The organism is Campylobacter showae CC57C, assembly GCF_000344295.2.
Classification (GTDB): Bacteria; Campylobacterota; Campylobacteria; order Campylobacterales; family Campylobacteraceae; genus Campylobacter_A; species Campylobacter_A showae_B.
Window position 1 is genome coordinate 1 of record NZ_AOTD01000221.1, and the last position, 23,176, is coordinate 23,176.

Sequence of the window (23,176 nt, forward strand, 5' to 3'; positions counted from 1 at the left end):
TGAATACTCAAAGCACTTCGGCAGCTTCGTCATCAACCACTCCCAAGACTGCTCGCTGTGCCGCGGCGGCCACATGAACGAGGGCCGCGTCTCGGCGATACTAGGCATCAAGGGCATGCCGCGCGAGCAAGAAGAGATCATGGTCTCGCGCGATCTACTACTAGCCAAACTCACGGGCGGCCACATCCACATCGCGCACGTTAGCTCCGAGTGGTCGCTAAAGCTCATCGCACAGGCTCGCACAGCCGGCATAAACGTGACCTGCGAGGCGACGCCGCACCACTTTACTTACACCGAGGACGAGCTGCTGGGCTACGATACGAACTTTAAAATGTCGCCGCCGCTTCGCACGAAATCAGACGTAGAGGCGATCAGAGAGGGGCTAAAAAGCGGCCTCATCGATGTAATCGTTACCGACCACGCCCCGCACCATAACGACGAGAAATTTTTAGAATTCGACAAGGCGCCTTTTGGAATACTCGGCCTACAAACACTCGTGCCTATGACGCTAGATCTAGTTAGAGACGGCGTGATAGACTACGAGAAAATGGCGGCTCTAACGTCCTATAACGCGGCTAAAATTTTAAAACTAAAAGACAAGGGCGTGATCGCGGAGGGCTATCTCGCCGACATCGCAATAATAGATCCAAATTTCGAGTATCTCTACAACAAAAACCTAAATAAATCAAAATCCCAAAACTCCCCGCTGCTAGGCAAAATGCTAAAAGGCGCAGCGGTAATCACGATAAAAAGCGGCAAAACGGTGTTTGAGTTTCCAAACGTCGTAGCATGATCCGATCAAATTTAGCATAAATTTGAAATTTGACTTTGCGGCGGTTAAGGCTGCCGCAAAATTTAACTAATCGGAGCAAATTTGAAAGAAAATATAGCCTCAACGCAACCCTCAAAACAGCGTAAAAAACGCACGCTAAAAAATATTTTTAGTCGTTTTTGTCATGATAAATTTATCCTTTTATCAAGCCGAAAGAAGAAAGCATATAAACGACGTCTACCCCGAGGCCAGAGAGTATTTCGTGCTAAACGATATGGTCTTTTTTTATAAAGTTATGCTAAATAGCGTATTTGACGCCGACAGCGCCATAATGAAACCGCTAAACAAGCTACAAAGCTACCTTTATAACAAAGACATAAAATACATCCCGGAAGACGATGCCGAAAGAGCTTTTTGGAACTATAAATTTAATCTTTATTTCTACGTGAGAAAAAGATACGTGCCTAAAGAAAAATACTATCAAAGCCCCTACGTTGTAGATAAAAAACAAACCGACCTGCTAGACAACGTATATCAAACGATGATCGAGCTTGATAGTAAGAAATTCAAAGACCCAAATTTAAGCCGAGAAAACTATAAGCTAGTTCCGATTTTAGCGAACTATTTTACTTCGCATAGTTTTTTATATGAAGGGCATTCTGAGGTACTAGCGGCGGAACTAAGCAAAAAAGCCTTAGTCAAACAAAGCTCAATAGACAAAAACAAGCGTATAGTCGAGATCCTCTCTCGGTATCATAAAGATATAAACGAAGACAAATCTCTCAAAAAAGAACTCGAAGAAACAAACTCTAGCATACTGCGCTCGCTATACATAACTCTCGCGTTAGCTTCTCAAGGGATTATTTACGCAGATATCTTAAAAAATAACCTATCGTGCGATAATCAATATATAGGCGTCTATCTAAACGTCGTAAATTTTGCCTACGCCGGCAATAATCCGTTTTTCGCCGCAGAAAAGGATAGAAATGTAAAATACGTCATAGACGTCATGATGTGCGACAACTGGATGACGAAAGAGATCATGTATCGTCTAAACAAAACCTGCGGAGTAAAAATAGACAAATGCTATCCCGATGAAGAGTACATAAACGACGAGATAGTAAATAAACCGAGGGATTTTTTGAATTAATGTTTTCGTGTTTTTAAAATTTTCGGAGAATTTGAGCAAAATCACACTCCGCACTTGACTATACGCAAAAATAAACCCAAATCTGCCAAAGTCGAATTTAACCGACTTTGCGCACATCTTTCGCTTAATTTTTTTCCTTCTCGCCGCACAGTTTCGACGACTCTATTCAACCCGCCAAATTTACCAAATTTAAAAGCCACAACAGACAAATCCACGCCGCCGCGTCAGCTCAATCGATGATAAAAAACCGATCAAGCCGAGCGCAAGCGACGCAAATTCGTCAAATTTGACTCAAAATTTAGCCTCACGCGTCCTTGCCGTTTATCGCGTACGCCGAGCGCAAAAACACGTCCGTGCCAGATAGCAGCGCACTCTCGTCAAAGTCAAACGCGCCGTTGTGATGCCCAGCGGCGAGCTTGGTGCCGATCATCAGATAGCCGCTCTTACCGCCTGCTTTTTGCACGGCGTGCATAAAGTGCGCGAAGTCCTCGCAAGCGCCGAAATTTAGATCCCGTACGATGAGCTCGTCTTTGATAAAAGGCGACTGGCGCGCGGCATGCTCGTAGATATCGGTGATCTCCTCGCTGCTATCGCCGCCGCTCGTGCCGCCGGTTAGCTTCACGTCGTACTGCACGCCGTACATCTGCGCGACGCCTGCGACGATGTCCATGCATTTTTGAAACATAAATTCATTTAGCTCGGTCGTTTCGCCGCGCGTTTCGCAGGCTATGTAGCCGTTTGGCGCGATGACGTTTCGCCCCTCGCCCGCTCGCAAAACGCCCACGTTTATACGCGTGACGCCGTCAGCATGACGCGTGATACCGTGCATGGCTAGAGCCGCCTGAGCCGCGGCTAGCAGCGCGTTTGCCCCTTCCTGAGGAGCGCCAGCTGCGTGAGCCGATCTACCAGTGAAATTTACATCGAATTTCGACGTCGCAAGAAGCTTGTTCGTACCGCAGATGATGCCGCCGCTAGTCCTTGCCTGAAAGCCGATGTGACCGCCTAGCAAGTAGTCTACGCCCTCTAGCACGCCTGCTTGCTCCATCGGCACGGCGCCTCTCGTGCCCTCTTCGGCGGTTTGAAATATAAATCTAAATTTGCCGTTAAAATCATCTAAATTTTGCGCGATGAGTTTAGCCATAGCTAGGCCGATCGTGATATGCCCGTCGTGCCCGCAGGCGTGCGTGATGCCGTCTATATCGGCTCTAAAGCCCTCTTTAAACGGTCTGTGCGTCTCATCCCTGCTCTCGGTCACGTCCACGCCATCGATGTCGAATCTAAACGCAAGCGTCTTGCCCGGCCTGCCCGTATCAAGCTCGGCCACCACACCCGTGAGCCCATCTTCCATCACGGGCAAAAACTCGCGCTCATCGGCGCTTAGTAGGCTTTTTGCGCGCTCTAGATATTTTTCTTTATCTTTCTCACTACCCAGTCCCGCTCTAGCTTCGGGCTTCATTATCTCGCGTCCCATTTTTAGGCTGTAGCCGAGCTTTTTTAGCTCGCTTGCGATCTTTGCCGTCGTAAAAAACGTGAAAAAACCGGTCTCGGGATGCGAGTGAAAAAACCGCCTATTTTTCACCATTTCGTCTTTTAGCGCTTCGACTTTTGCTGCTACCTCGTCCATTTTTACTCCTTAAATTTAGAATTTTTATTATTTTTCTTAAAGATATATTATACATCAAGATTAATTTTAAAAGCTTAAATTTGAGCCGAATAATGATAATTTTAATGCTGATTTTTGCAAGCCGGCTTGTTTGGCGCAAATTTGATTTTTTGCCAGTGGATACTTTGGTCGTTTTTTAAACTGCGATTTGTGCCAAAGCAGTACGGGTAATGCGAGGTAAATTTATATTTTGGCAGAGCGATTTTAAAATAAAATTTGGGCGTTAAATTTGAGTTCAAATTTAAAATGCACGTCAAATTTGAACTCAAATTTACAAAACGAGACAAAGAGGCAAATTTGACTTCAGTCACCGTGTTAAAAACTCAAATTTGCCCCTCAAGCGGCCTATTTTAAGCCCTCTTTTAGTTTTATTATCCGCTCGTAGGATTCCTCGATACGCTCTTTTGGTATCTGTTTGGCGCCCACCGCATCCACGACCAGCTGAGTGACGAGCTCCGCGGTCCTGCGCCCATCTATCTTGTAGTCGCTAAAGAGCATCACGTCGCCACCAGCATTGATAAAGTTTATCACCCTTTCTTGCAGCGTAAAGTCCTTTAGTCCGCCCATGAGCATGTCGTCGCTGATGACTACGCCGTCAAATTTTAGCTCGCCGCGCAACAGTCCGTCGATGATCGCCGGCGAGAGCGAGGCCGGTAGCTCGGAGTCGCGCTGCATGAGGTAGATGTGCCCGACCATTATCATCTTGGCTTCGTTTTTGCGAACCGCGTCAAAATACGGCTTGAGCTCGGTGTAGTCGAATTTTTCGATCACGACCTTGGCGGTATGGCTGTCAGCTTCGACGTTACCGTGACCTGGAAAGTGCTTCATTGCCGCTATCACACCGCGAGCTTGCGAAGCCTTCATGAACTCGCTTGCGTACAGCGAAACCTCGTCTATATCGGTACTAAACGCCCCACCGCGCGAGCCGATGATGGTGGATTTTGGATTTAGCACGTCGGCCACGGGAGCGAAATTTACGTTTACGCCGACGTCTTTTAGCTGCTGTGCCATCTTAGCGTAAAGCTCGCCCGCAGCGGCTAAATCGAGCGTTTTTGCCACTTTTTGCGCTGAGATAAAGGTCTCAAATCCGCTTTTGTCCTTAAATCTCGTGATCTGCCCGCCCTCCTCGTCGATAGCGATGAAAATGCCTTTTTGCGCCTCTTTAAATGCGCTTGTTAGTGCCTTGAGGTTCTTTTTATCCGAGATATTTTTACCCAGTAGCATCACGCCGCCAAAACGCTGATATTTGGCCTCCGAGACGGCTTCTTTGGCGGTTTTAGGATCAGAGCCGTTAAAGCTTACCATTATCATTTGGGCTATCATTTTGCGAAGCGTCGGTTTTTCTTGTACTTGCGCATCGGCAGCGTTTAGCGCGGTCGGTAAACCCACTAAAAACAGCGTCGAAAAAAGCGCGACGATGATTCTTTTCATATTTTTCCTTTTTTGTTTTTGTGGATTTTACACTATTTTGGATAAATTTAAGGACTTTGGGCAGGATTTGGAGCGAGCTGACGCAGCAATCGGTACTAATTTCACATTTCGCGTTGCAAATCTCTATTTTGCAGTCCATATCGTCGTTTACGGTATCGTATCGTCTTTGCAAAATATTTTACTACGGCGTTTGCAAGTAAAATTGAGATATTTTTGGCGATTGACGCTGGGTACTTTTTTGTTTTGCTTTTTCATTATCGGTTAAAATTTTTGAACTGTCACGAAAAATAACATAAATTATATCGACAGATAATGGCATTAAATTTAGCGTTTTAAAATTTGACGGATGCAGAAGTCTGCAAATTTCGCATAAATTTTGTAATTATTTAAATTTTTCATCTAGCCTCAAAAAAGCAAATCGCGGTCCTTCAAACACAATTCACCTTTAGTGCAAATACGCACTTTAACCAAATTTTATTTTTTACTTAGTAAGTCCCTGAGGCTTTCCTGCACGTCTTTGCCGCGCAGCATCGCCGCGACCTCGTTTACGATAGGCGTATAGATGCCCTTACCGGCGGCGATCTTTTCTATCGCGTATGATGTATCCACGCCCTCGGCGACTTCGCCTAGATCGTTTAGGATTTTGTTAAGGCTCTCATTTTTAGCAAGCCCCAGACCCACGCGGTAGTTGCGCGATAGTACGGACGAAGCCGTGAGAAACAGATCGCCCGCGCCGCTAAGCCCCAAAAAGGTCTGATGCTGTGCACCGAAATATTCGCCAAACCTCGCCATCTCCACAAGTCCGCGCGAGATGAGGCTGGCGCGAGCACTGTTGCCAAGCCCGAGTCCGTCGCAGATACCGCCCGCGATAGCGATGACGTTTTTATAGGCACCCGCAATCTCCGCCCCGATAACGTCGCTGCTGGCGTAGGCTTTGATATTTTGCGGAAAAAGCCCTGAAATCTCGCGCGCTAGGGCTTCGTTTTTGGAGTTTATCACGAGCGCGCACGGAAGGTCGTTTTGTATCTCTTTAGCAAAGCTAGGGCCCGATAAAAAAGCCAAATTTGCCGCATCTACGTGCTGTTCGTAAATCTCGTCTAAAAAACGAAGGCTCGAGGTCTCGATGCCCTTTGAGGCGACTAAAATTTTCTGCCCGGAGTTTTTAAAATGCTCTTTTAGCCAACCGCTAACAGACTGAGAAGGTATGGCAACGACGAGCAGATCGCACTTTAGCGCCTCCTCTAGGCCTACAAAATGCGCGCCTTCAAGCTGCCTACGCGAGCTAATGACGCAGTCGTTTCTTTGCGAAAGCGCATGAAAAAGCGCGCTACCCCACTTCCCCGCTCCAATGATGGCTATTTTCATTTTTTCTCTTTTTTGTGATTTACGTTTGTTTTAGCTAAATTTGACCGGCCCGCCTGCAAGCTCAAGCCTTGCTTTTGCGAAAATTAAACAACTTAAATTTAACCGCGCCGCCCGTCTCTATAAAATAAAAATTTGACGCCGTAAATTTACTTTCTGGGCCAAATTTGACCCAGAAACCCACACCGCCAAATAACGTCAAAATAGCGGCGCACGCAAAATTTAACCTAATTTTTCTTTTAAAAGCTCATTTACTTTTGCTGGGTTAAACGCGCCTTTACCCTCTTTCATCGTCTGACCGACGAAAAATCCAAAAAGCTTATCCTTGCCGCTTTTATACTCGGCGACCTTATCGGCGTTCGCGCTTAAAATTTGATCTATTATTGCTACGATAGCCGAGTCGTCGCTGACTTGTTTTAATCCCAATTTTTCGATGACGGCGTCTACGCTACCCTCGTTTTCCATAAGATAGTCAAGCACCTCTTTTGCCGCCTTAGCGCTTATCGTACCGTCTTCTATGCGGCGTAAAAGCTCTATCATTTTAGTTGAATTTACTGGCGATGTCTCGATCGTAGCACCGTTTTTTAGACGACCCAAAAGCTCAACGATGAGCCATGTAACAGCCAGTTTCGGCGATATTTTTGCTTCCACGAGCTCTTCGAAATACTTCGCCGTCTCCACGCTGCTAGTTAAAATCAGCGCGTCGTCCTCTTTGACGCCAAGCTCGCGTCCGTATCTAGCAACCTTTTGTTCGGCAAGCTCGGGGATCTTGATTGCTTCGTTATACATCTCCTCCGGGATCTCGACGGGCAACAGATCAGGATCGGGGAAATATCTATACTCGGCGCTATCTTCCTTGCCTCGCATAGAGCGCGTAACTAAATTTACGGTATCAAAAAGGCGCGTTTCTTGATAAACTTCCTCGTCGTATTTACCGTCTTCCCACGCCGCGCTTTGACGCTCGACCTCATAGTCGATCGCTTTTTGGATAAATCTAAACGAGTTTAAATTTTTAATCTCGACGCGCGTATAAAGCTTGCTGTCGCCTTTTGGACGGATGCTTACGTTAGCGTCGCAGCGGAAGCTTCCTTCCTGCATATTAGCATCGCTGATGTTTAAAAATCTCAAAATCGAGTGCAGTTTTTTTAGATATGCAACCGCCTCGTCGGAGCTGCGCAGATCAGGCTCGCTTACGATCTCAAGCAGCGGTGTGCCAGCACGGTTTAGATCGACTAGACTCTGTCCGCTCTCGTGAATGTTTTTGCCCGCGTCCTCCTCAAGGTGCGCGCGAGTGATACCGATGCGTTTTTTCTCGCCGTTTACGTCGATAAAAAGCTCGCCTTTTTCCACTATCGGTATCTCAAACTGCGAAATTTGATAAGCTTTTGGAAGGTCTGGGTAAAAGTAATTTTTACGGTTAAAAACCGAGCGTTTATTTATAGTCGCATTTACCGCCGCGCCGAAGCTTATCGCCTTTCTCACGGCTTCTTTGTTTAGCACCGGCAAAGATCCGGGTAACGCCAGGCAGGTCGGACAAACGTGCGTATTTGCCTCATCGCCAAAGCTCGTGGAGCAAGAGCAGAAAATTTTAGTTTTTGTATTAAGCTGAGTGTGAACCTCAAGCCCGATAACGACTTCAAACATAATTTGCCTTTTATTTAAAATTTAGGGCTTATTTTAGCAGGATTTTTATTTAAGTTAGATAAAAAGAAGGGGTTGCGCCCGCCGATTTTTAGCGTATTTTAGCTGGCGGACGCGTAAATTTAAATTTTAGTGCTCGTCGTGACTGATCAAAATCGCGCCGGCAAGATACACGTAAGTAAGAATCATAAAGATAAATGTTTGCAAGCACGCCATAAACGTAAGCAAGACAAACGCCGGAAGCGCAGCGTAAGACGCAAGAGCAAGTACGACCAAAAGGAACAAGTCATCACCCTTGATGTTACCGAAAAGTCGGAAAGAAAGCGATACGACGCGAGATAGATGCGAAACGATCTCGACGATAAACATTATCGGAGCTAGCCATTTGTTTGGTCCCATGAAGTGAGCAAAATACTTAACCACGCCGTTTACGCGGATACCTTCGTAGTGGTAAAACACGAAAACCACGAGCGCTAGAGTAAGGGTCAAATTTAAGCTCGAAGTCGGAGCCTCAAATCCAGGTATTATGCCTATTATGTTACTTACAAATACGATCAAACCGATGGTGGCGACTAGCGGCAGGTATTTTCTAGATAGCGCTTCGCTGCCTAGCACGTCCTTGCCCATGGATACGACGCCTTCTAAATACGCTTCGAGGATGTTTTGGGTTCCGCGAGGCACGAGCTGCAAATTTTTAGTTGCAAATTTTGCCACGATAAGTACGATAATCGCGACTAAAACGAGATGTCCCGCGTAATTTACCGCGTGGATAACGTGCTCGTTGTCGGTAAACAAAGAAGCGATCCAACCTGTAAACAAAAACAAATTTTCTTGCATGGATTAACCTTAGATTTATGAAATTTAACGGCAATTTTATCCAAATAAACGTTAAAAGTTTTTTAAGCTTACCTCAAATTTCGCCCAAATTTTAGCTTTTTTGTCAAATTTAGCTCAAATTTCTACGTCGTTTTTTAAAATCAGCACTCACGCGAAAAATCTATCGTAAACAAGCTTTAGTATCGTCGCGCCCACGACGGCCAAAAATACGACTCTAACAAATTTAACGTCCTTTTTCATGACCATGTTTGAGCCAAAATACGCGCCTAAAACCTGCCCTACGCCCATCAAAAGCCCGACCGTCCAAAGTATCTGTCCGCCCGCGATAAAAACGACAAGAGAGACGATGTTGCTGGTAAAATTTAGTATTTTCGTATGCGCGACGGCTTTTTTCATATTTAGCCCGATGAGCGCAACCATCGCAAACGTCCAAAAACTGCCCGCTCCAGGCCCGAAAAATCCGTCGTAAAAGCCTAAAATTAGGCCAAATATCACGTAAAAAGCTCGTGCGTTCATGCGGGCGACTCTGTCCTCGTCGCCGACCTTTGGCATCAAAAGCGTATAGATGAAAATCGCTATCAAACAAAATGGGATAATAACGCGCAAAAATTCGGCGCTCAAAAACAAGATAAGGACCGTACCTACGCACGCGCCGATAAAAGTAAAAACGATGCCGATAAAAACTTCGCGGAAATTTATCATGCCTTTTCGGGCGAAATTTAGCGCCGCCGTGAAGCTGCCGAAAGTGCCTTGAAGCTTGTTCGTCGCTAGCGCCATGTGAGGCGGCACGCCCATAGCCATGATCGTGGGTAGCGCGATCAGTCCGCCTCCGCCCGCGATCGCATCGACGAAGCCAGCCGCAAACGCCGCCGCAAAAAATATCAAATACGCCGTAACTCCGAAGTCAAAGTCCATTTCCGCCCCCCCCCTCAAAAAACAAAATCATACTACGAAAAATTTAAAAATTTATAAAATTTGGCTTTTTGTTTTATTGCGGTTAAAATTTAATAAAGCGGCGAGTAAATTTTGCCAAGCAGGGTTAAATTTAGCAGTTTGGATTGCGGCGCATTTTGTAAAATTTGCCGTTCGATCGGCGATTTTATTTTAAAGTTTTGAAATAAATTTCGTAAATTTATATACCGAAATTTGAGTCAAATTTGATAAGGGTAAATTTGGCATAGTTTTTAAAATTTCGTTTGTAAAATAGTGCATAAATTTACATTTAAGAGGTGCGAGGTTAAAAAGAAGGCTATCAAATTTAACGTCCAAAACGCCTTTAGAGCAAATTTAAATCACGTCAAATTTGAGTAAAAAAGAAAAATCCGCCGACCGCCAAGCGCGGCAAATCGGCGAATTTGAGATTATTTTATAACGCCGCAAACCATTCTAGCGCCGCCGCCGCCAAGAGGCTTTGGATGGTCGCTGTGGTTATCGCCGCCGACGTGGATCATTAGCGAGTGGCCTTTTAGCTCGTCGATTGTTTTGATTTTCGGAGCTAGGACCGGATAAACCGCATTACCCTCGGCATCGACGAAAAGCGCAGGCAAATCGCCCTTGTGGCCGTTGTCGTCCCATGCAAACGAGTGTTTTTTGGTGTCGCTTGGATCCCAGTGACCGCCCGCTTTCATGCCTAGACCTTTTTCATTTGCGCCGCAGTCAGCGTTTTGATGCACGTGAAATCCGTGCGCGCCGCCCTCAAGGCCTTTAAGATTCGGGAACAACGCCACACCGTAGTTAGTCTCGATCGCTACAACCTCGCCCACGACCGTGTTGCCCTTTTCGCTTAGTTGCTCCATGGTGACTACTAGGTGCTTGCCGGCCTTTGGATCAAAGGCTTTTTCCTCGTGCGCAAGAGCGCTAGTAGCGAGTAGGAAGCCTAGAGCCGCGCTAGCTAAAACGATTTTTTTCATTTTTTCTCCTTAAAATGTAATTGCAAGGTAACTATAGCCTAAATTTGATTAATTTAGGCTTTAAATTTTCTTAAATTTAATGCGCCGCGAGGGCTTAAATTTGCCGCCGTTTCGCGTAAAGCAAAACTCGTAAAATTTACTTCATCTCTCTTAAAATTTGCGCCAGTTCGCCGCTTTGACCGATGCGGTAGAGCGCGAAGTCGTATTTTATCGGATCGGCGGAGTCAAATTCACAAAGCTTGTCCGTTAGCTCGCGCACGGCCCTAAAATCATAGCTTTTGCGAGAGATTAAGCCCAAATTTAGCGAAACTCGGTGCGTATGTACGTCAAGAGGCATGAGTAGCTTGCTTTTTGGCAGGCTTTTAAATAGCCCAAGGTCGATGTCGCTATCTCGCACCATCCAGCGAAGGAACATATTATAGCGTTTATACGGGCCTTGCGGCGCTTTTTCGTACGGCTTGCCGAAAAAAAACTCATACCCATCCGAGCGGTAAGGGTTTAGCGAGTAAATAAATTTGATGAGTTCGTTTATACCGTCTATTATCGAGCCGCTTTTCTCAAAGCCAGATCTCACCGTGCTTTCGATATCGCCGTGCTTTTTTAGGCGTGAAAGGGTGATAAAAATCTGCCTCACGTCCTCGCAGCTTTGAAAGCGGTATTTGTGCCGCGTCAAATTTGAAACGATTTCCTCCTCGCTTTTATCTAGCAGCGAAAAATCGAGCGAATTTAGGAAATTTACGATTAGTTTTGCGTTGCCGTAAGCAAAAAGCGCGCAGATGAGCGAAATTTCAGGCGTTTTAAATTTGCTAGCGACTTGTAGCGGATCGGCGGCGGCAAACAAATCAGCATGGGTATTTTTAGAGATTACGTTTTGATCCAGGAGTGTTTTTAAGTCCATTTTTAGCCTTTTTGGACGAGATTTTAAACCAAAAAGGCTAAAAGAAATTTAAATTTATTGTTTGACGGTTAGCAAGGTATCGAGCATCTTTTCTACGGTCGTGATGATTTTAGCCGCCGCGCCGTAGCTGCTTTGAAAGCGTATGAGGTTTGTCAGCTCCTCGTTTAAATTTACGCCGCTAACGGACTGATGCTCAGACATTGCAACCTTGTGGATGGCGGTATTTGCGTCGTTTAGGTCGTTATTTGCCTGAGTTTCGCTGGCTAGATCGGACGTGATATAGCGGTAGTAACCCTCGATGCTCTCCTCTTTATCCGCGTGCTTGTTGGAGTAAAACACGATTTTATTGTATTGCAGCTGCACCATATCGTTTGCGACTTCGTTGTTGCCCGGAGTCGGATTTGAGTAGGCTTTTAGCTTGTGTGGATTTTCCATTAGCTCGCTTTTTACGCTCATATTTTTAGCTTTATCGCCTTCAAATACCCTGTTTAGCCCGATGATACCCGGAAAATTCGTGCCTTTATCGATAAAAGCGACGCTGTATTCGCCGGCGTTTCTTTTTGGTATGACGCCAAAAGTACCCCTGCCCGTCGCCGCGTCGTACTGATAGCTCGCCTGAAAATAATCATCCACGTCGTTTAGCGAGTTGTTATCGCCGTTGTCATCGGTATCTGAGTTAAAGTCGCGCACGATAGAGTTGCCGCGAGTGTTATCGTTTATCGAAGTCGAGGCGTTTATGTTGATCGTTTTACGAGCGACCTCTTGGCCCTGGTTATTATAAACCACGACGTCAAAGCTACCGTGCTTGATGTCGTTATTAAAATTCATCAGCGTTCTAGAGTCGCTTAGGTTTTTTATCTCCTCTGTTACGGCGTTTTCTACGGCCGATCTTGCGTAGATGTTGTTCGTCTCGCTTATGATGCCTTTGGCGAAGGTATTTAGGTTGTCGATGTATTTTTGTATCGTTCCGTCCTGAAACTCTCCGCTATCATCCATCCTGCGTCCGCGCAGATCTAGAGCCGAGCCCAGTTTACCGCCCTGGATACGTCCGTTTAGATCGACCTTTTTGCCGTCCTCTCTTTCAAAATAAACGCCCTTAAATTCGCTCTTGCCGTTCATTTTGTCTATCTTTAGTGGGTGATAGGTTACGCCGTCAACTATATTAAACCCTGAGATATTTATCTGGTGCTTCGTACCTACGTCCGTTACGGTAGGATCGACGTTAGTGCCTTGCAGTTCGCCCTTAAATACGCTTATACCAGCAAGCTTTGACATAGCAAGCTCGAGCTGATCGCGTTTGTCGCGCAGATCGTTTGCTCTAGTGTTGCCCACGGACTCGACGCGCACGATCTCTTTATTTATCTGCGCGATTTGCTTGGCGTATTTATTTATTTCATTTACGGTAACTTCTATCTGCGAGTCCACGTCCTTTTGGATCTTGGTTAGCATGTCGCTAGCTTTATTGATGCTGGTTGAAAGCGTGTTAGCGTTGTTTAGCAAATTTATCTTTTGTGAGCCCTCGGTCGGGTTTGAAGCGAGGTTGTTCCAAGCGTTGAAATAATTTTGCAAATCCCTGCCTATGCCAACGCTTTGCAGATCAGGGAAGCGCTGCGAAATCTCCTCTAAAATTTGCTTTTTGTATTCGGTTGATTCTAAATTTATATTTGAAGTTCGAAGCCTAGTGAATGTAAATTCGTCATGCACGCGCACGACCGTATCGACCTGCGTCCCCCTGCCGATATCGCCAGGGATATCGTGAAAAGGCTCTCTAGCAGACTGCACGACGCGCTGTCTAGTGTAGTGCTCGCTATCGGCGTTTGTGATGTTGTGTCCGGTCGTAGTGATCTGCGTCTGCGCGGCATCCAGACCGCTCACACCGATGTGCAAAGACGAAAATATATTAGCCATTTTTTAAACCCTCGTTTTAAATAAACTCTCCGGCCTTAGGCCGTTTTTGTCGTAGCCGCCGTCTTGCTCGCCTTTGAACATATTTTTTAGCAAGCTATCGAAAAATTCTTTCACTCCGACGACGTATTTTGCGTATTCTTTGTTTTTTGAGTAGAGCTCTTCAAGCTTTGAGCGCATAAGAGCTAGAGATGATTTTACCTCATCGTCAAGGATAGAGCTTAAATTTGCTCCGCCGTTTTCCCTTGAGACTCTTAAAAGCTCTTTATCTAGCAGAGATTTTACGGATTCAAATTTTTTAACTAGCTCATTTTTGCGTCTGACGCTATCATCGACCTTGCTGTGATCAGCTAGTTTTATCTTTTCTATATCTTCCGTAGTTTGAGCGATGAGCTCATCTAGTACGCCCATCGCTTCATCCAAATATCTTTTAAGCATTTTTGTCCTTTCTTTTTACGCAAGGACAAAAAATCTTATAAAAGCGTATCGGCAATGGCTTTTGCAGTCTTGGACATATCTAGTTTATATGTTCCGTTCGCGATCTGCTCAGCTATCTTTGCGACCTTGCTTTCTTCTTTGCCTTGTGTTTTTTCCATATTTTCGCTCTTTTTTACGTCGTTTGAGCGAGTGATTTGCTGCGGGCTCATGCCCAGTTTAGCTCCCAAAGTTCCTATCATTTTCAAGCCTTTTTAGATTTGTTAGAAACTAAATCGGCAAATTTTGAAATTTCTTAAGCCCTTTCTTTCAAATAATTGAATAAAAGTTCGCTAAAGCCCAAATTTCCGCTCAGAGCCTTACTCATAGTATCGTTATACATCGAGTGATATATCTCGTCTCCGGCATCTTTGCCAAATAGTGGATTTTCATCCTTTAGCGCGATATCTAGCACGCTTTTAACCAAAAACGCCTCAAAAGCGTCGGTTTGCTCTTTTAAAAGCGCGTCTTGCTCGCTTTGAGGCTTATTAGCGCGCCTATTTTCGATTGAACTAGTGGCAAATTTATTGTACGAGCTTAAAGCCGCCGAACTGTCTACGTTTAACATTATATTATCTCCAAGTCTACGTGTATGGCGCCCACGCGTTTTAAATTTTCCATTATCGCGATTATATCGCTAGGAGTCGCACCCATCTTGCTTAATGCCCTTGTGACGCTAGCTACGGTTGTTTTTTCGCCGCTGATTTTTAGCATATTAGTTAGCGGATCTACCGCTGCGCCGTCTTGCAGATCGATTGTTTGCTGATTTGCCGCCATATCGTCGTATGAGCTAGGCTCTATCTTTATCGTGATATCGCCGTGCGTGATGACGACGGGATCAACGGTGATATTTATACCGCTTACTATCGTGCCCGTGCGCTCGTCGATTACGATCTTATCTAACGCTTTATAATCCACGTCCAAATTTAACACCCTAGCTACGAAATCGACCATATTTGCGCCGTTTGGCTTAGCGATCCTGATCGTTCGAGAGTCCACGGCCACCGCGCTATCGCCGCCTACGTTTAAATTTACGGCTCTTTGGATGTTTGAAGCAGTATCGAAATTTGACTCTTTAAGGCTTAAAAATATCGCTTCTTGATTATAGATATCGTACGCGATCTCGCGCTCAACGATTGCGCCGCTTGGGATTGTGCCCGCGGTTACGTGGTTGCCGCTATTGCCCCTAGCCGCGCTTTTGCCGCCTATGGTTAGCGAGCCTTGCGCTAGAGCGTAAATGTCGCCGTCCACGCCCTTAAGCGGAGTCATCAAAAGCGTTCCGCCCTGAAGGCTTTTGGCGTCGCCGATAGATGAGATCACGACATCGAGCTTGTCGCCTTGCCTAGCAAACGGAGGCAGCTTTGCGATGACCATTACCGCGGCGGTATTTTTTGATTTGATATCATCGGGCTTTATTTTTACGTTCACGCTTTGAAGCATGTTTGAAAGAGACTGGATCGTAAACTCCGAGCTGCTACCGTCGCCAGAGCCGTTTAGACCGACGACCAGGCCGTATCCGATCAGCTGATTTTCCCTCACGCCCACGACGTTTGCGATGTCCTTTATCTGCGCCGCAAAAGCCGAGATGGCAAGGGTTAGCAAGCATGTCGCTAGTTTCATTTTAGTCCTTAAATTTGTATTTTCAAGGACTAAAAGCAATTAGTATTCCAAATTTGATGCAAGAACTTAAGAGTAATAGCTAAGCGAGGTGTTTCCGAATTTTTTAGATTTTAAAAGCGTAAATGCGCCGATATTTTCGGATAAATTTAGATGGCTAGCATGCTCGAAAGCGATCAGATAAATTTTATCTTTGGGCAAATTTCGCGCCAAATTTACGCACTTTTCATAAACGTCCGCAAAGCCGTCTCTGATATCAAAAGGCGGATCTAGGTACAAAATAACGGGCAAATTTTGCCTCGCGACGATAGCTGGCGTCATCTCAAAAGTATCGCCGTTTACGACCTCAAGCTCATCGCCGATAAGTTTAGCGTTTTGCAAGGCGATTTTATAGGCGTTTTTGTCGATTTCTACCGCGTAGGCCTTTGCTGCGCCGTTGCTTAGCGCTTCTGCGGCCATCAACGCGCTACCGCCAAAAGCCTCGACAAAAACCTTGCCCGCTAGCTCGTAGCGAAACGAGTCGAAAAATGAGCCTTTTACGATGTTTTTAGTGCTTCTTGTAGTTTGCAGCGAGGGCAAAAGCAGCTTTTTACCTTTAAATTTGCCGCTTGAGATCGTAGCGTAGAGATTTTTCAACGAGCTTTCCTTAATATAGCCAGCAGCTCTTCTTTAAATTTATCCATCAAATTTGAAACTTCAAGCTCCAAATTTGAGCCGTTTTGCGGCGCGGCTTCTTCTTTTATAACAAATGCGGGCGAGGTTGTGCGAGAGGGTGCAATGGGCTCCGAAAACTGAATCGCCGAGTAAAACTCCTCAAGCGCAGAGATAAGGGCTTCTTTACTAAAAGGGATTTTTAGATGCGGCGAACGCTCGGCGATCATGAAAACCGGCTTTTTAGCCTCGATTTTTTTGTCCGCCACGATAAAATCACAATCTTTTCTAGGCGAGATAAAATCCCTCAAAAATAGCCTTAGCGACTCCTCAAGCAAAATGCAGTCGCATTCAAACGAAATTTTCACGAATTCTCCTTTTTCTCGCCTTGATTTAGGCTGAATTTTAACAAATTTATGCGAAAATTTAAATTAAGCAAAAATTTTCCCAAACGGGGCTAAAAAAATTTACAAATTTGACGATATAGAAGCTAGCAAATATTTAAAGGAGAAAATATGGAAATTTTCAAAGTAGCGAGCCAGCCGATGGCAAACGTAGCTACAAGCTCGCACGCACAAAGCTCTACGCAAACTAGAGAGGTCGAAAGGACGCAGATCCAGCAAGACGCAACCCAAAATTTAACCGAGCAAAATAACGAAACGCTAAATGAAAAAGTAAAAGAAGCCACCGAAAAGCTAAATAGACAAATGGAAGATCTAGGCACTAGCATACGTTTTGGCTACAACGACAAGATAGAAGCCATGTACGTAAACGTAATGGAGATGAAAACCGGCGACGTGATCCGCAAAATCCCGACTGAACAAGCAATGAAATTAAGCGAATATTTTAGAGAGGCAGTCGGAGTTTTATTTGACAAGGAGAGCTAAAAATGGCGCTAGGTAAAGTTTCTTCGCTTGGCTTTGGTAGCCAGGTTTTAACACAAGAGGTTATAGATAAGCTAAAAGCCGCCGACGAAGCGGGTCAGATAAAACCCGTAAGCACCAAAATCACGGCAAACGCTACAAAACAAAAGGATCTGACCGCTCTAAAAACGCTGATCGGTACATTTCGCTCCTCAGTTTCTACTCTAGCAGACGATAGCTCATATCAAAAAAGAACGACTAGCTCGGACGGCAAAAGCGCCGATATAAGCGTAAGCTCGGGCGTCGCGGTGCAAGATATCGAGATAGACGTTAAACAACTAGCTAAAAAAGACGTTTATCAAAGCACTAAATTTGCCACCTCAAGCTCGTTTATCGGCAAAAACGGAACCTTTGGCGTAAAAGTCGGAGGCCAAACCTATAAAATCGAGGTTAAAAGCTCGACTACGCTAGAAGAACTAGCCGATAAAATAAACGAGGTCACAAACGGCGCCGTCTCGGCAAAAGCGATGAAAGTGGGCGGCGAAGATCCGTATCAGCTCATCTTGCAGTCAAAAGAAACGGGTGCGGAAAATAAAGTCGAGATAACTAACGTCGATGATGACGGGAATGCTCTAAGCGGTGCAAACGACGTTTTGCAAAAATTAGGCTGGGATAGCGCAAATATCGCAAACAACAAAATCTCAACCGCGCAAGACTCCGAGTTCGTCTACAACGGCATCACGATAAAACGAAGCGGCAACGAGGTAAAAGATCTAAATTTAGGAATGACTATAAAGCTAAAAGATACCGGTAAGACGACTTTTAGCGTCAAAGAGGACACGAGCGCTATAAAAGAAAGCATGCAAAGCATGGTAACGGCGTATAATAATCTCGTAAACAACCTAAAAGTCGCTACCGATTATGATTCGGACACGAAAAAATCAGGCACCTTCCAAGGTGTGAGCGAGATAAATACGATAAAATCGACGCTAAATAAAATTTTATTCGGTAATCAGACCTACACGAAAGATAACGTAACAAAGACGGCAAATTTAGCCGACTACGGTCTAAGCCTAAATAAAGAAGGTTTGCTAGAGCTAGATAGCTCAAAACTCGGCAAAAAACTAGATGAGGATTTGCAAAGCGTCCAAAAGATATTTGCCGGCGGCACCACCTACGGCACGGCTCAAGTTCTTAGCTCAAAACCGGTAGATAGCGGCGCGCTCACTATCGGCGGCGACGATCTAGTGATAAACGGCAAAAAGATAAATTTAGCCGCTACGCCTGCGTCAAATTCGTCAAAACAAAACGCTCTGGCGCTACTAAAAGCCATAAACGATGCCGGAATATCGGGCGTACAGGCGACGCTAACCGCAAACGAAGACGGCATCATGCTAAAAACCACAAACGGCACCGCCATAGATGTAAAAGGCTCTACCGCGGCGCTAAATGCAGTTGGCTTTAGCGAATCAACCGTAACGCCGAAAAACACGACCGTAAACGGGATATTTGCATCGACTAAAAAAGCGGTAGACGGGCTAATCAACTCAAAAAACGGCTCTTTAACCAAATACGGACAAAGCCTGATCGAGGAGAAAAAAACGCTCGATGCCGAAAAAGAAAAAACGCAAAAGTCGCTGGATGCAAAATACGCCACGATGGAAGAGCGATTTTTGGCGTACGACAAGATCATCAGTAAGCTAAACAACGACTTTTCGTCGCTAAAATCGATGATCGAAGCCGAATATAATAAGAAATAAAAGGTAAATTTATGCAATACAACACTGCACACGCGGCGTATTCGCAAAACGCGGTAGGCGGCATCGAGTCGCCTACTAAGCTCATCGAGATGCTTTACGAGGGCGTTTTGAGATTTATTTTTAGAGCTAGAAAAGCGATGCAAGATAACGACGTGGAGAAAAAAGTATATTTTATAAACCGCACGAACGCCATCTTTATCGAGCTTTTAAACTCGCTAGACTACAACCAAGGTAGCGTCGCGCACTATCTAAGCGGGCTTTATACGAGGCAGATCCAGCTGCTGTCGATGGCAAATATAAACAACGACGAACAGAGCCTAAACGAAGTCGTAAGCGTAACCAAGCAGCTACTTGAAGCATGGAAAGAGACGACAAGCGCAGGACAAGCCGATGTGGCTGGATGAGCTAAAAATAGCCGTCGCTAACGATGACGCGGAGGCTATCTCGGCGCTAGCTAATGAGACGCCTAGTAAATTTGACAGCCTAGAGGACGCCCTGCAAGCTCAGGAGCTTCTGGGCGCAGCGATAAATTTGATACAAAAAAACAGAACCGAGCTCGGCAAAGAGCTAGAAAAACTAAAAAACGTAAAAAAATACATAGCGTCGTAGATAATTTCTCAAATTTACGGCGCTTTTATCTCAAATTCCCTTCTAAATTTTATCCAACGGAAGTAAAAATATGACGAAAAACGCCATAAAGGACGCTTTAAAAAATAGACTCGGCGCGGATATAGCGGGTGACTTTAGAGTGCTAAAGGAGCACGAACTAGTCAAATTTAACGATGAAGCGAAGTTTGTCTTTGAGGGCGAGAGCGAGATAGTGCGCGAGTTTTATATCTTTGCAGATACCGGCGTAGGCGATCTTTGGCTTGTCTGTTTAGATGACGGCAAGGTTGCTTTTTACGATCATGACGCGGGTTATCTTTGCGCGTCAAATTTGGTTAAATTTGATCTGGATATAGCAGGCTGGCTTGAGATCGCCGAGCTATTTGGAAAATTTGAGACCATAGACGAACCAAGCGACGAACAAAAATCTAAATTTAAGCTAGCTGTTAGCGCTGCGTGTCCGCAAATTTTAGAAATTTGGGATATTTAGGCTCCAAAAACGCGCCTTACGCCGTTTCAAATTTAAACCCTGTCCGCAGCCATCAATTTTAAAACCGATTCCACCTCGTCAAATTTGACCAAATTTTACTCAGCTGCTCGCTACAAATCTCGCCTTAAATTTGCCCAAGCCTCGCAAACATGCCGTCAAGATATCAGTTTATCGCAGTAAAACCCGAAAATTTAAAATATCCAATCTAGCTAAAATTTGATGAAATAAAAGTAGTAAAAAAGGCATGGCGATAAGCCGAGTTCTGTCGTGAGTGATTATTTATCTACTCCAAATTTTACAATTTGGCTCTAGCGAAGGGTTTGACATAAGACTCAAAACCATCCCTTCTTGCTGCGAGTTGGGTTTATATAGCCGCCGCGCTTGCACGCCGCGCTGGTGGGCTCTTACCCCGCCGTTTCACCTTTACCGCCGAAGCGGCAGTCTGCTTTCTGTTACACTGTCCCTTGGGTCGCCCCAGCCATCCGTTAGATGGAACTCCGTCTTATTGCAGCTCGGACTTTCCTCTTTTGCCTACACAAAAGCAATCACTTGCCATACCTTGGGGACGATTATAGCTTTTTGGGGTTTAAGGATAGCTTTTTAATCCTAAAGTATTTATTTGAATTACTTAAACTCTAACAAAATCACTTCACAGCCACAATATGCCAGCCAGCCACCCTGATTTCTAAATTTTTTGTAAATTTATAATTTTAGTGTATAATGGAAAGTTTTTATTTTTTACAAAAGATTATGGATTATGAAAGATATTAAGATACCAATTATTTATAGTTTAAGTTTAGCAGCATGCTTAGCGATTGCCCCTTCGCAAGCTTTAGCCGAAAACGCAACAGCAACAGTAACCGGCGGCGGTAGCAACAGCTTGCATCATTCAAGCGGCACTTATTACTCTGGCGGTTACGAGGGCGTAGTATCTGGCGGCTCCAGCGATCATATAGTAACTATTACCGGTGATTCTAGCGGCACAGATATGTCTTCATACACTATATACGGCGGCGGCATTGGCGATCCTGCCGTTACACCTACGACTTCTGCCGACCGAAACAAGATCGTCGTTCAAAACGGCGCCACCGTTACTACTATAATAGGCGGCGAAAGCAAAGGCGCAACAGGCAACACCGTAAGTATAATAGATGCAACCGTTAAACGAGCCGTCCTAGGCGGAAACGGCACCTGGGCGGGACAGTCGGCGCATGCGGGAGATGCTATCGGCAACACCGTAAATATCGAAGGCGATAGCCATATAATCGGAGATAACGATGGTATAACCTACTTTGATGAAGCTATGGTGTCGGGAGGTCGAGCTGGGTATGGCAATTCTGCAAACAACAATACCGTAAATATAGCCGGTGCAGCTACGATAAATAATGGCAGAATAGAAGGCGCCACCATAAATCAAGGAAAAGAAGCAAAAGGCAATAGCGTTCATATCACCGGCGCCATAGTCTTAAACGATGGTCAAGAAATGGATGGCGCAGTATCCGTATCCCCAGAACATGAAAGCACCTTAGAGGGGAACCATGTCGTCATAAATAATGCCGGCGCCAAACTTCGAAATATAACCGGCGCCAACGCCACAAAACAAGACATCAGTGTCGGTGGCAAATCTACAGCAATAGGAAACTACGTAATTTTACAAAACGGACAAGTCGAATCTACTACGGGCTCATATATGGCCGCCGTCTCAAAAAACAATTACTCTAAAATTAGCGGCGGAACAGTTATGGGCGATGTACAAGGCGGTTATGCTGGCTCATACCCAACTCTTACTCACGTCGCTACGAGCGAGAATGATTACGCCGAAATAAGCGGCGGCGACATAAAGGGCAATGCCTACGGCTTCCGTAACATCAATGGAGACATAACCGAAAGCTACGTCAAAATGACAGGCGGTAAAGTTGGCGACAGCGCTTATGGCGGACTTACCCAAAGCGGTAAAATTTCAAAAAGCTATGTGTTATTAGATGGCGGCGAAGTAAAACATGACGCTATCGGCGGAAGTAGCATTAGCGGAAACGTCGAAGCAAACAAAGTAGAAGTCAAACAAGGTGCTACGGTAGGTCGCGATATCATCGGCGGTAGAAGCGAAAAAGGCAAGGCTGAGGCTAACTGGGTAGTAGCTGATTTAACCGGAAAAAGCGTCTTTCAAATAATCGGCGGAACTAATAAAATCGGCAGCGGCTCGGGCACGGCGAAAAATAATCACGTGCAAGTAACCGGCGGAACGCTAAACGGTCCTGCTCTGGGCGGACGCGGCGAGCAAGGCGCCAGCGGTAATGAATTCTTCACAGCCGGAGCGACTATCAACAACCACGTTTCGGGCGGAACTACCTCAAACGGTAATGCCGTACAAAACACCTTATCCTTGCTAGATTCCACGGTCAATGGAAATAGCCAAGTAAAAGGCGGTAACGCTATGGCGGGCTCTGCATCCAACAATACGGTAGTTTTGCAAAGCTCTACGATAAACGGAGTAGTTTATGGCGCGGAGGCTACCGCTGCGGGCAGCAGTAATAATATGGTAAATTTAACGAATAGCACGGTTACCGGCACGATTTACGGATTATTCGGTAGCGGTAGCGGTAGCGGCAATACTTTGATAAATGATTCAAACGCCGTTAATCCTAATAAGGCGGGCAATATCGCTAGATTTGACGTTTTAAATTTATTAAGTATATCAAATGCGAATTCCGATGCAAGCAAAGCCGCCCTTCAAATCACGGGCGGAGCTCAAACCGATATCAATAATGCTAAATTTCAACTTGACGGCACCGATTATAATGTAGATACTTATGCGATAGGCGACAGCGAGAAGCGCTATCTGATCCACAATGAAAACGGATTTGCCGGCTTTGACGAAACGCAAACAACTAAGCGCACCGATAACGTATTTACGATCAAAAACGCTACTACCTACTCAATGAATTTAAAGGGCTTAATGAAAGATGACGACGGAAAATCCATCGTAATCCAAGGCAAAAAGAAAACCGACCGCACTATCACTGGAGCATTCGATAACGGCGAGGTCGGCAAATATAGCGGCCCTGCGGGCGATCCTGTTATCGACGTAGGCGAGGATCCAAACGCGCCGCAGAATTTCGGCGGGCTAGATATCGACACCACCAACG

At 45.3% G+C, this 23,176-nt stretch carries 24 protein-coding genes and 1 other RNA gene; 8 read left to right on the top strand and 17 right to left on the bottom strand.

Going from position 1 to position 23,176, the window contains the following annotated elements; all coding sequences use genetic code 11:
• Positions 1-793: dihydroorotase (locus H740_RS08565; protein WP_002953290.1), on the top strand; the 793-nt coding region annotated here is incomplete at its 5' end.
• A 163-nt stretch (positions 794-956) separates the two neighbouring features.
• A complete protein-coding gene (locus H740_RS08570; RefSeq protein ID WP_002953291.1) occupies positions 957-1,922 on the top strand; it encodes a hypothetical protein in 966 nt (321 codons plus the stop codon).
• A gap of 304 nt (positions 1,923-2,226) precedes the next feature.
• On the opposite strand, the gene H740_RS08575 is transcribed toward H740_RS08570, so the two are convergent.
• The 16 genes from H740_RS08575 to H740_RS08655 form a co-directional block, all read right to left on the bottom strand.
• Positions 2,227-3,546, bottom strand: coding sequence for an amidohydrolase (locus H740_RS08575; protein ID WP_002953292.1), 1,320 nt, complete (start codon positions 3,544-3,546; stop codon positions 2,227-2,229).
• A gap of 384 nt (positions 3,547-3,930) precedes the next feature.
• The gene (locus H740_RS08585; RefSeq protein WP_002953294.1) at positions 3,931-5,016 is read right to left on the bottom strand and encodes a glycoside hydrolase family 3 N-terminal domain-containing protein; all 1,086 of its coding nucleotides are present in this window, start codon (positions 5,014-5,016) and stop codon (positions 3,931-3,933) included.
• A gap of 474 nt (positions 5,017-5,490) precedes the next feature.
• Positions 5,491-6,381: an NAD(P)H-dependent glycerol-3-phosphate dehydrogenase gene (locus H740_RS08595; RefSeq protein ID WP_002953296.1), complete on the bottom strand. Its 891-nt coding sequence runs from the start codon at positions 6,379-6,381 to the stop codon at positions 5,491-5,493.
• 219 nt (positions 6,382-6,600) lie between these two features.
• A complete protein-coding gene (gatB, locus tag H740_RS08600; protein ID WP_002953297.1) occupies positions 6,601-8,022 on the bottom strand; it encodes an Asp-tRNA(Asn)/Glu-tRNA(Gln) amidotransferase subunit GatB in 1,422 nt (473 codons plus the stop codon).
• 126 nt (positions 8,023-8,148) lie between these two features.
• The gene (locus tag H740_RS08605) at positions 8,149-8,856 is read right to left on the bottom strand and encodes a F0F1 ATP synthase subunit A (protein WP_002953298.1); all 708 of its coding nucleotides are present in this window, start codon (positions 8,854-8,856) and stop codon (positions 8,149-8,151) included.
• Between the two features lie 147 nt (positions 8,857-9,003).
• Positions 9,004-9,771, bottom strand: a complete 768-nt coding sequence (locus tag H740_RS08610) for a TSUP family transporter (RefSeq protein ID WP_002953299.1) — start codon at positions 9,769-9,771, stop codon at positions 9,004-9,006.
• A 189-nt stretch (positions 9,772-9,960) separates the two neighbouring features.
• Positions 9,961-10,125 carry a hypothetical protein gene (locus H740_RS11745; protein WP_156318417.1) on the bottom strand — a complete coding sequence of 55 codons (165 nt, stop codon included), beginning with the start codon at positions 10,123-10,125 and terminating at the stop codon, positions 9,961-9,963.
• A 92-nt stretch (positions 10,126-10,217) separates the two neighbouring features.
• Positions 10,218-10,766, bottom strand: coding sequence for a superoxide dismutase family protein (locus tag H740_RS08615; protein ID WP_002953300.1), 549 nt, complete (start codon positions 10,764-10,766; stop codon positions 10,218-10,220).
• 136 nt (positions 10,767-10,902) lie between these two features.
• Positions 10,903-11,664, bottom strand: a complete 762-nt coding sequence (locus tag H740_RS08620) for a TIGR02757 family protein (RefSeq protein WP_002953304.1) — start codon at positions 11,662-11,664, stop codon at positions 10,903-10,905.
• A gap of 54 nt (positions 11,665-11,718) precedes the next feature.
• On the bottom strand, positions 11,719-13,572 hold the full coding sequence (flgK, locus tag H740_RS08625; protein ID WP_002953307.1) for a flagellar hook-associated protein FlgK: 1,854 nt from the start codon (positions 13,570-13,572) through the stop codon (positions 11,719-11,721).
• Positions 13,573-13,575: 3 nt separating this feature from the next.
• Positions 13,576-14,007: a flagellar export chaperone FlgN gene (gene flgN / locus H740_RS08630; RefSeq protein ID WP_002953308.1), complete on the bottom strand. Its 432-nt coding sequence runs from the start codon at positions 14,005-14,007 to the stop codon at positions 13,576-13,578.
• Positions 14,008-14,042: 35 nt separating this feature from the next.
• Positions 14,043-14,246: a flagellar biosynthesis anti-sigma factor FlgM gene (locus tag H740_RS08635; RefSeq protein ID WP_002953309.1), complete on the bottom strand. Its 204-nt coding sequence runs from the start codon at positions 14,244-14,246 to the stop codon at positions 14,043-14,045.
• A gap of 53 nt (positions 14,247-14,299) precedes the next feature.
• Positions 14,300-14,611 (bottom strand): rod-binding protein, encoded by a 312-nt coding sequence (locus H740_RS08640; protein WP_002953310.1) that lies wholly within the window; start codon positions 14,609-14,611, stop codon positions 14,300-14,302.
• Positions 14,611-15,663 (bottom strand): flagellar basal body P-ring protein FlgI, encoded by a 1,053-nt coding sequence (locus tag H740_RS08645; RefSeq protein WP_002953311.1) that lies wholly within the window; start codon positions 15,661-15,663, stop codon positions 14,611-14,613. The genes H740_RS08640 and H740_RS08645 overlap by 1 nt, the downstream gene beginning before the upstream one ends.
• A gap of 66 nt (positions 15,664-15,729) precedes the next feature.
• On the bottom strand, positions 15,730-16,296 hold the full coding sequence (gene rsmD, locus H740_RS08650; RefSeq protein ID WP_002953312.1) for a 16S rRNA (guanine(966)-N(2))-methyltransferase RsmD: 567 nt from the start codon (positions 16,294-16,296) through the stop codon (positions 15,730-15,732).
• Complete coding sequence (locus tag H740_RS08655; protein WP_002953314.1) at positions 16,293-16,679, bottom strand: hypothetical protein; 387 nt, start codon at positions 16,677-16,679, stop codon at positions 16,293-16,295. The genes rsmD and H740_RS08655 overlap by 4 nt, the downstream gene beginning before the upstream one ends.
• 147 nt (positions 16,680-16,826) lie before the next feature.
• On the opposite strand from H740_RS08655, the gene H740_RS08660 reads away from it, so the two are divergent.
• The 5 genes from H740_RS08660 (at position 16,827) to H740_RS08680 (ending at position 20,030) form a co-directional block, all read left to right on the top strand.
• Entirely contained in the window at positions 16,827-17,198 is a 372-nt protein-coding gene (locus H740_RS08660) for a FlaG family protein (protein ID WP_002953315.1), read from the top strand.
• Between the two features lie 2 nt (positions 17,199-17,200).
• Positions 17,201-18,934 (top strand): flagellar filament capping protein FliD, encoded by a 1,734-nt coding sequence (gene fliD, locus H740_RS08665; RefSeq protein ID WP_002953317.1) that lies wholly within the window; start codon positions 17,201-17,203, stop codon positions 18,932-18,934.
• A gap of 11 nt (positions 18,935-18,945) precedes the next feature.
• Positions 18,946-19,338 carry a flagellar export chaperone FliS gene (gene fliS / locus H740_RS08670; protein WP_002953318.1) on the top strand — a complete coding sequence of 131 codons (393 nt, stop codon included), beginning with the start codon at positions 18,946-18,948 and terminating at the stop codon, positions 19,336-19,338.
• Positions 19,325-19,543: a hypothetical protein gene (locus H740_RS08675; protein WP_002953319.1), complete on the top strand. Its 219-nt coding sequence runs from the start codon at positions 19,325-19,327 to the stop codon at positions 19,541-19,543. The genes fliS and H740_RS08675 overlap by 14 nt, the downstream gene beginning before the upstream one ends.
• A gap of 70 nt (positions 19,544-19,613) precedes the next feature.
• Positions 19,614-20,030 carry a hypothetical protein gene (locus tag H740_RS08680; RefSeq protein WP_002953320.1) on the top strand — a complete coding sequence of 139 codons (417 nt, stop codon included), beginning with the start codon at positions 19,614-19,616 and terminating at the stop codon, positions 20,028-20,030.
• 235 nt (positions 20,031-20,265) lie between these two features.
• Here H740_RS08680 and rnpB read toward each other — a convergent pair.
• Positions 20,266-20,591: RNase P RNA component class A (gene rnpB / locus H740_RS08690), an RNA gene on the bottom strand.
• Positions 20,592-20,787: 196 nt separating this feature from the next.
• Between rnpB and H740_RS08685 the strand changes: the two genes are divergently transcribed.
• On the top strand, positions 20,788-23,176 hold a 2,389-nt coding region (locus tag H740_RS08685; RefSeq protein ID WP_002953321.1), incomplete at its 3' end, for a beta strand repeat-containing protein.

Coding starts and splice junctions, on each gene's coding strand:
- H740_RS08570 (WP_002953291.1), top strand. CDS start 957: ATGATAAATTTATCCTTTTATCAAGCCGAAAGAAGAAAGCATATAAAC.
- H740_RS08575 (WP_002953292.1), bottom strand. CDS start 3,546: ATGGACGAGGTAGCAGCAAAAGTCGAAGCGCTAAAAGACGAAATGGTG.
- H740_RS08585 (WP_002953294.1), bottom strand. CDS start 5,016: ATGAAAAGAATCATCGTCGCGCTTTTTTCGACGCTGTTTTTAGTGGGT.
- H740_RS08595 (WP_002953296.1), bottom strand. CDS start 6,381: ATGAAAATAGCCATCATTGGAGCGGGGAAGTGGGGTAGCGCGCTTTTT.
- gatB (WP_002953297.1), bottom strand. CDS start 8,022: ATGTTTGAAGTCGTTATCGGGCTTGAGGTTCACACTCAGCTTAATACA.
- H740_RS08605 (WP_002953298.1), bottom strand. CDS start 8,856: ATGCAAGAAAATTTGTTTTTGTTTACAGGTTGGATCGCTTCTTTGTTT.
- H740_RS08610 (WP_002953299.1), bottom strand. CDS start 9,771: ATGGACTTTGACTTCGGAGTTACGGCGTATTTGATATTTTTTGCGGCG.
- H740_RS08615 (WP_002953300.1), bottom strand. CDS start 10,766: ATGAAAAAAATCGTTTTAGCTAGCGCGGCTCTAGGCTTCCTACTCGCT.
- H740_RS08620 (WP_002953304.1), bottom strand. CDS start 11,664: ATGGACTTAAAAACACTCCTGGATCAAAACGTAATCTCTAAAAATACC.
- flgK (WP_002953307.1), bottom strand. CDS start 13,572: ATGGCTAATATATTTTCGTCTTTGCACATCGGTGTGAGCGGTCTGGAT.
- flgN (WP_002953308.1), bottom strand. CDS start 14,007: ATGCTTAAAAGATATTTGGATGAAGCGATGGGCGTACTAGATGAGCTC.
- H740_RS08635 (WP_002953309.1), bottom strand. CDS start 14,246: ATGATAGGAACTTTGGGAGCTAAACTGGGCATGAGCCCGCAGCAAATC.
- H740_RS08640 (WP_002953310.1), bottom strand. CDS start 14,611: ATGTTAAACGTAGACAGTTCGGCGGCTTTAAGCTCGTACAATAAATTT.
- H740_RS08645 (WP_002953311.1), bottom strand. CDS start 15,663: ATGAAACTAGCGACATGCTTGCTAACCCTTGCCATCTCGGCTTTTGCG.
- H740_RS08660 (WP_002953315.1), top strand. CDS start 16,827: ATGGAAATTTTCAAAGTAGCGAGCCAGCCGATGGCAAACGTAGCTACA.
- fliD (WP_002953317.1), top strand. CDS start 17,201: ATGGCGCTAGGTAAAGTTTCTTCGCTTGGCTTTGGTAGCCAGGTTTTA.
- fliS (WP_002953318.1), top strand. CDS start 18,946: ATGCAATACAACACTGCACACGCGGCGTATTCGCAAAACGCGGTAGGC.
- H740_RS08675 (WP_002953319.1), top strand. CDS start 19,325: ATGTGGCTGGATGAGCTAAAAATAGCCGTCGCTAACGATGACGCGGAG.
- H740_RS08680 (WP_002953320.1), top strand. CDS start 19,614: ATGACGAAAAACGCCATAAAGGACGCTTTAAAAAATAGACTCGGCGCG.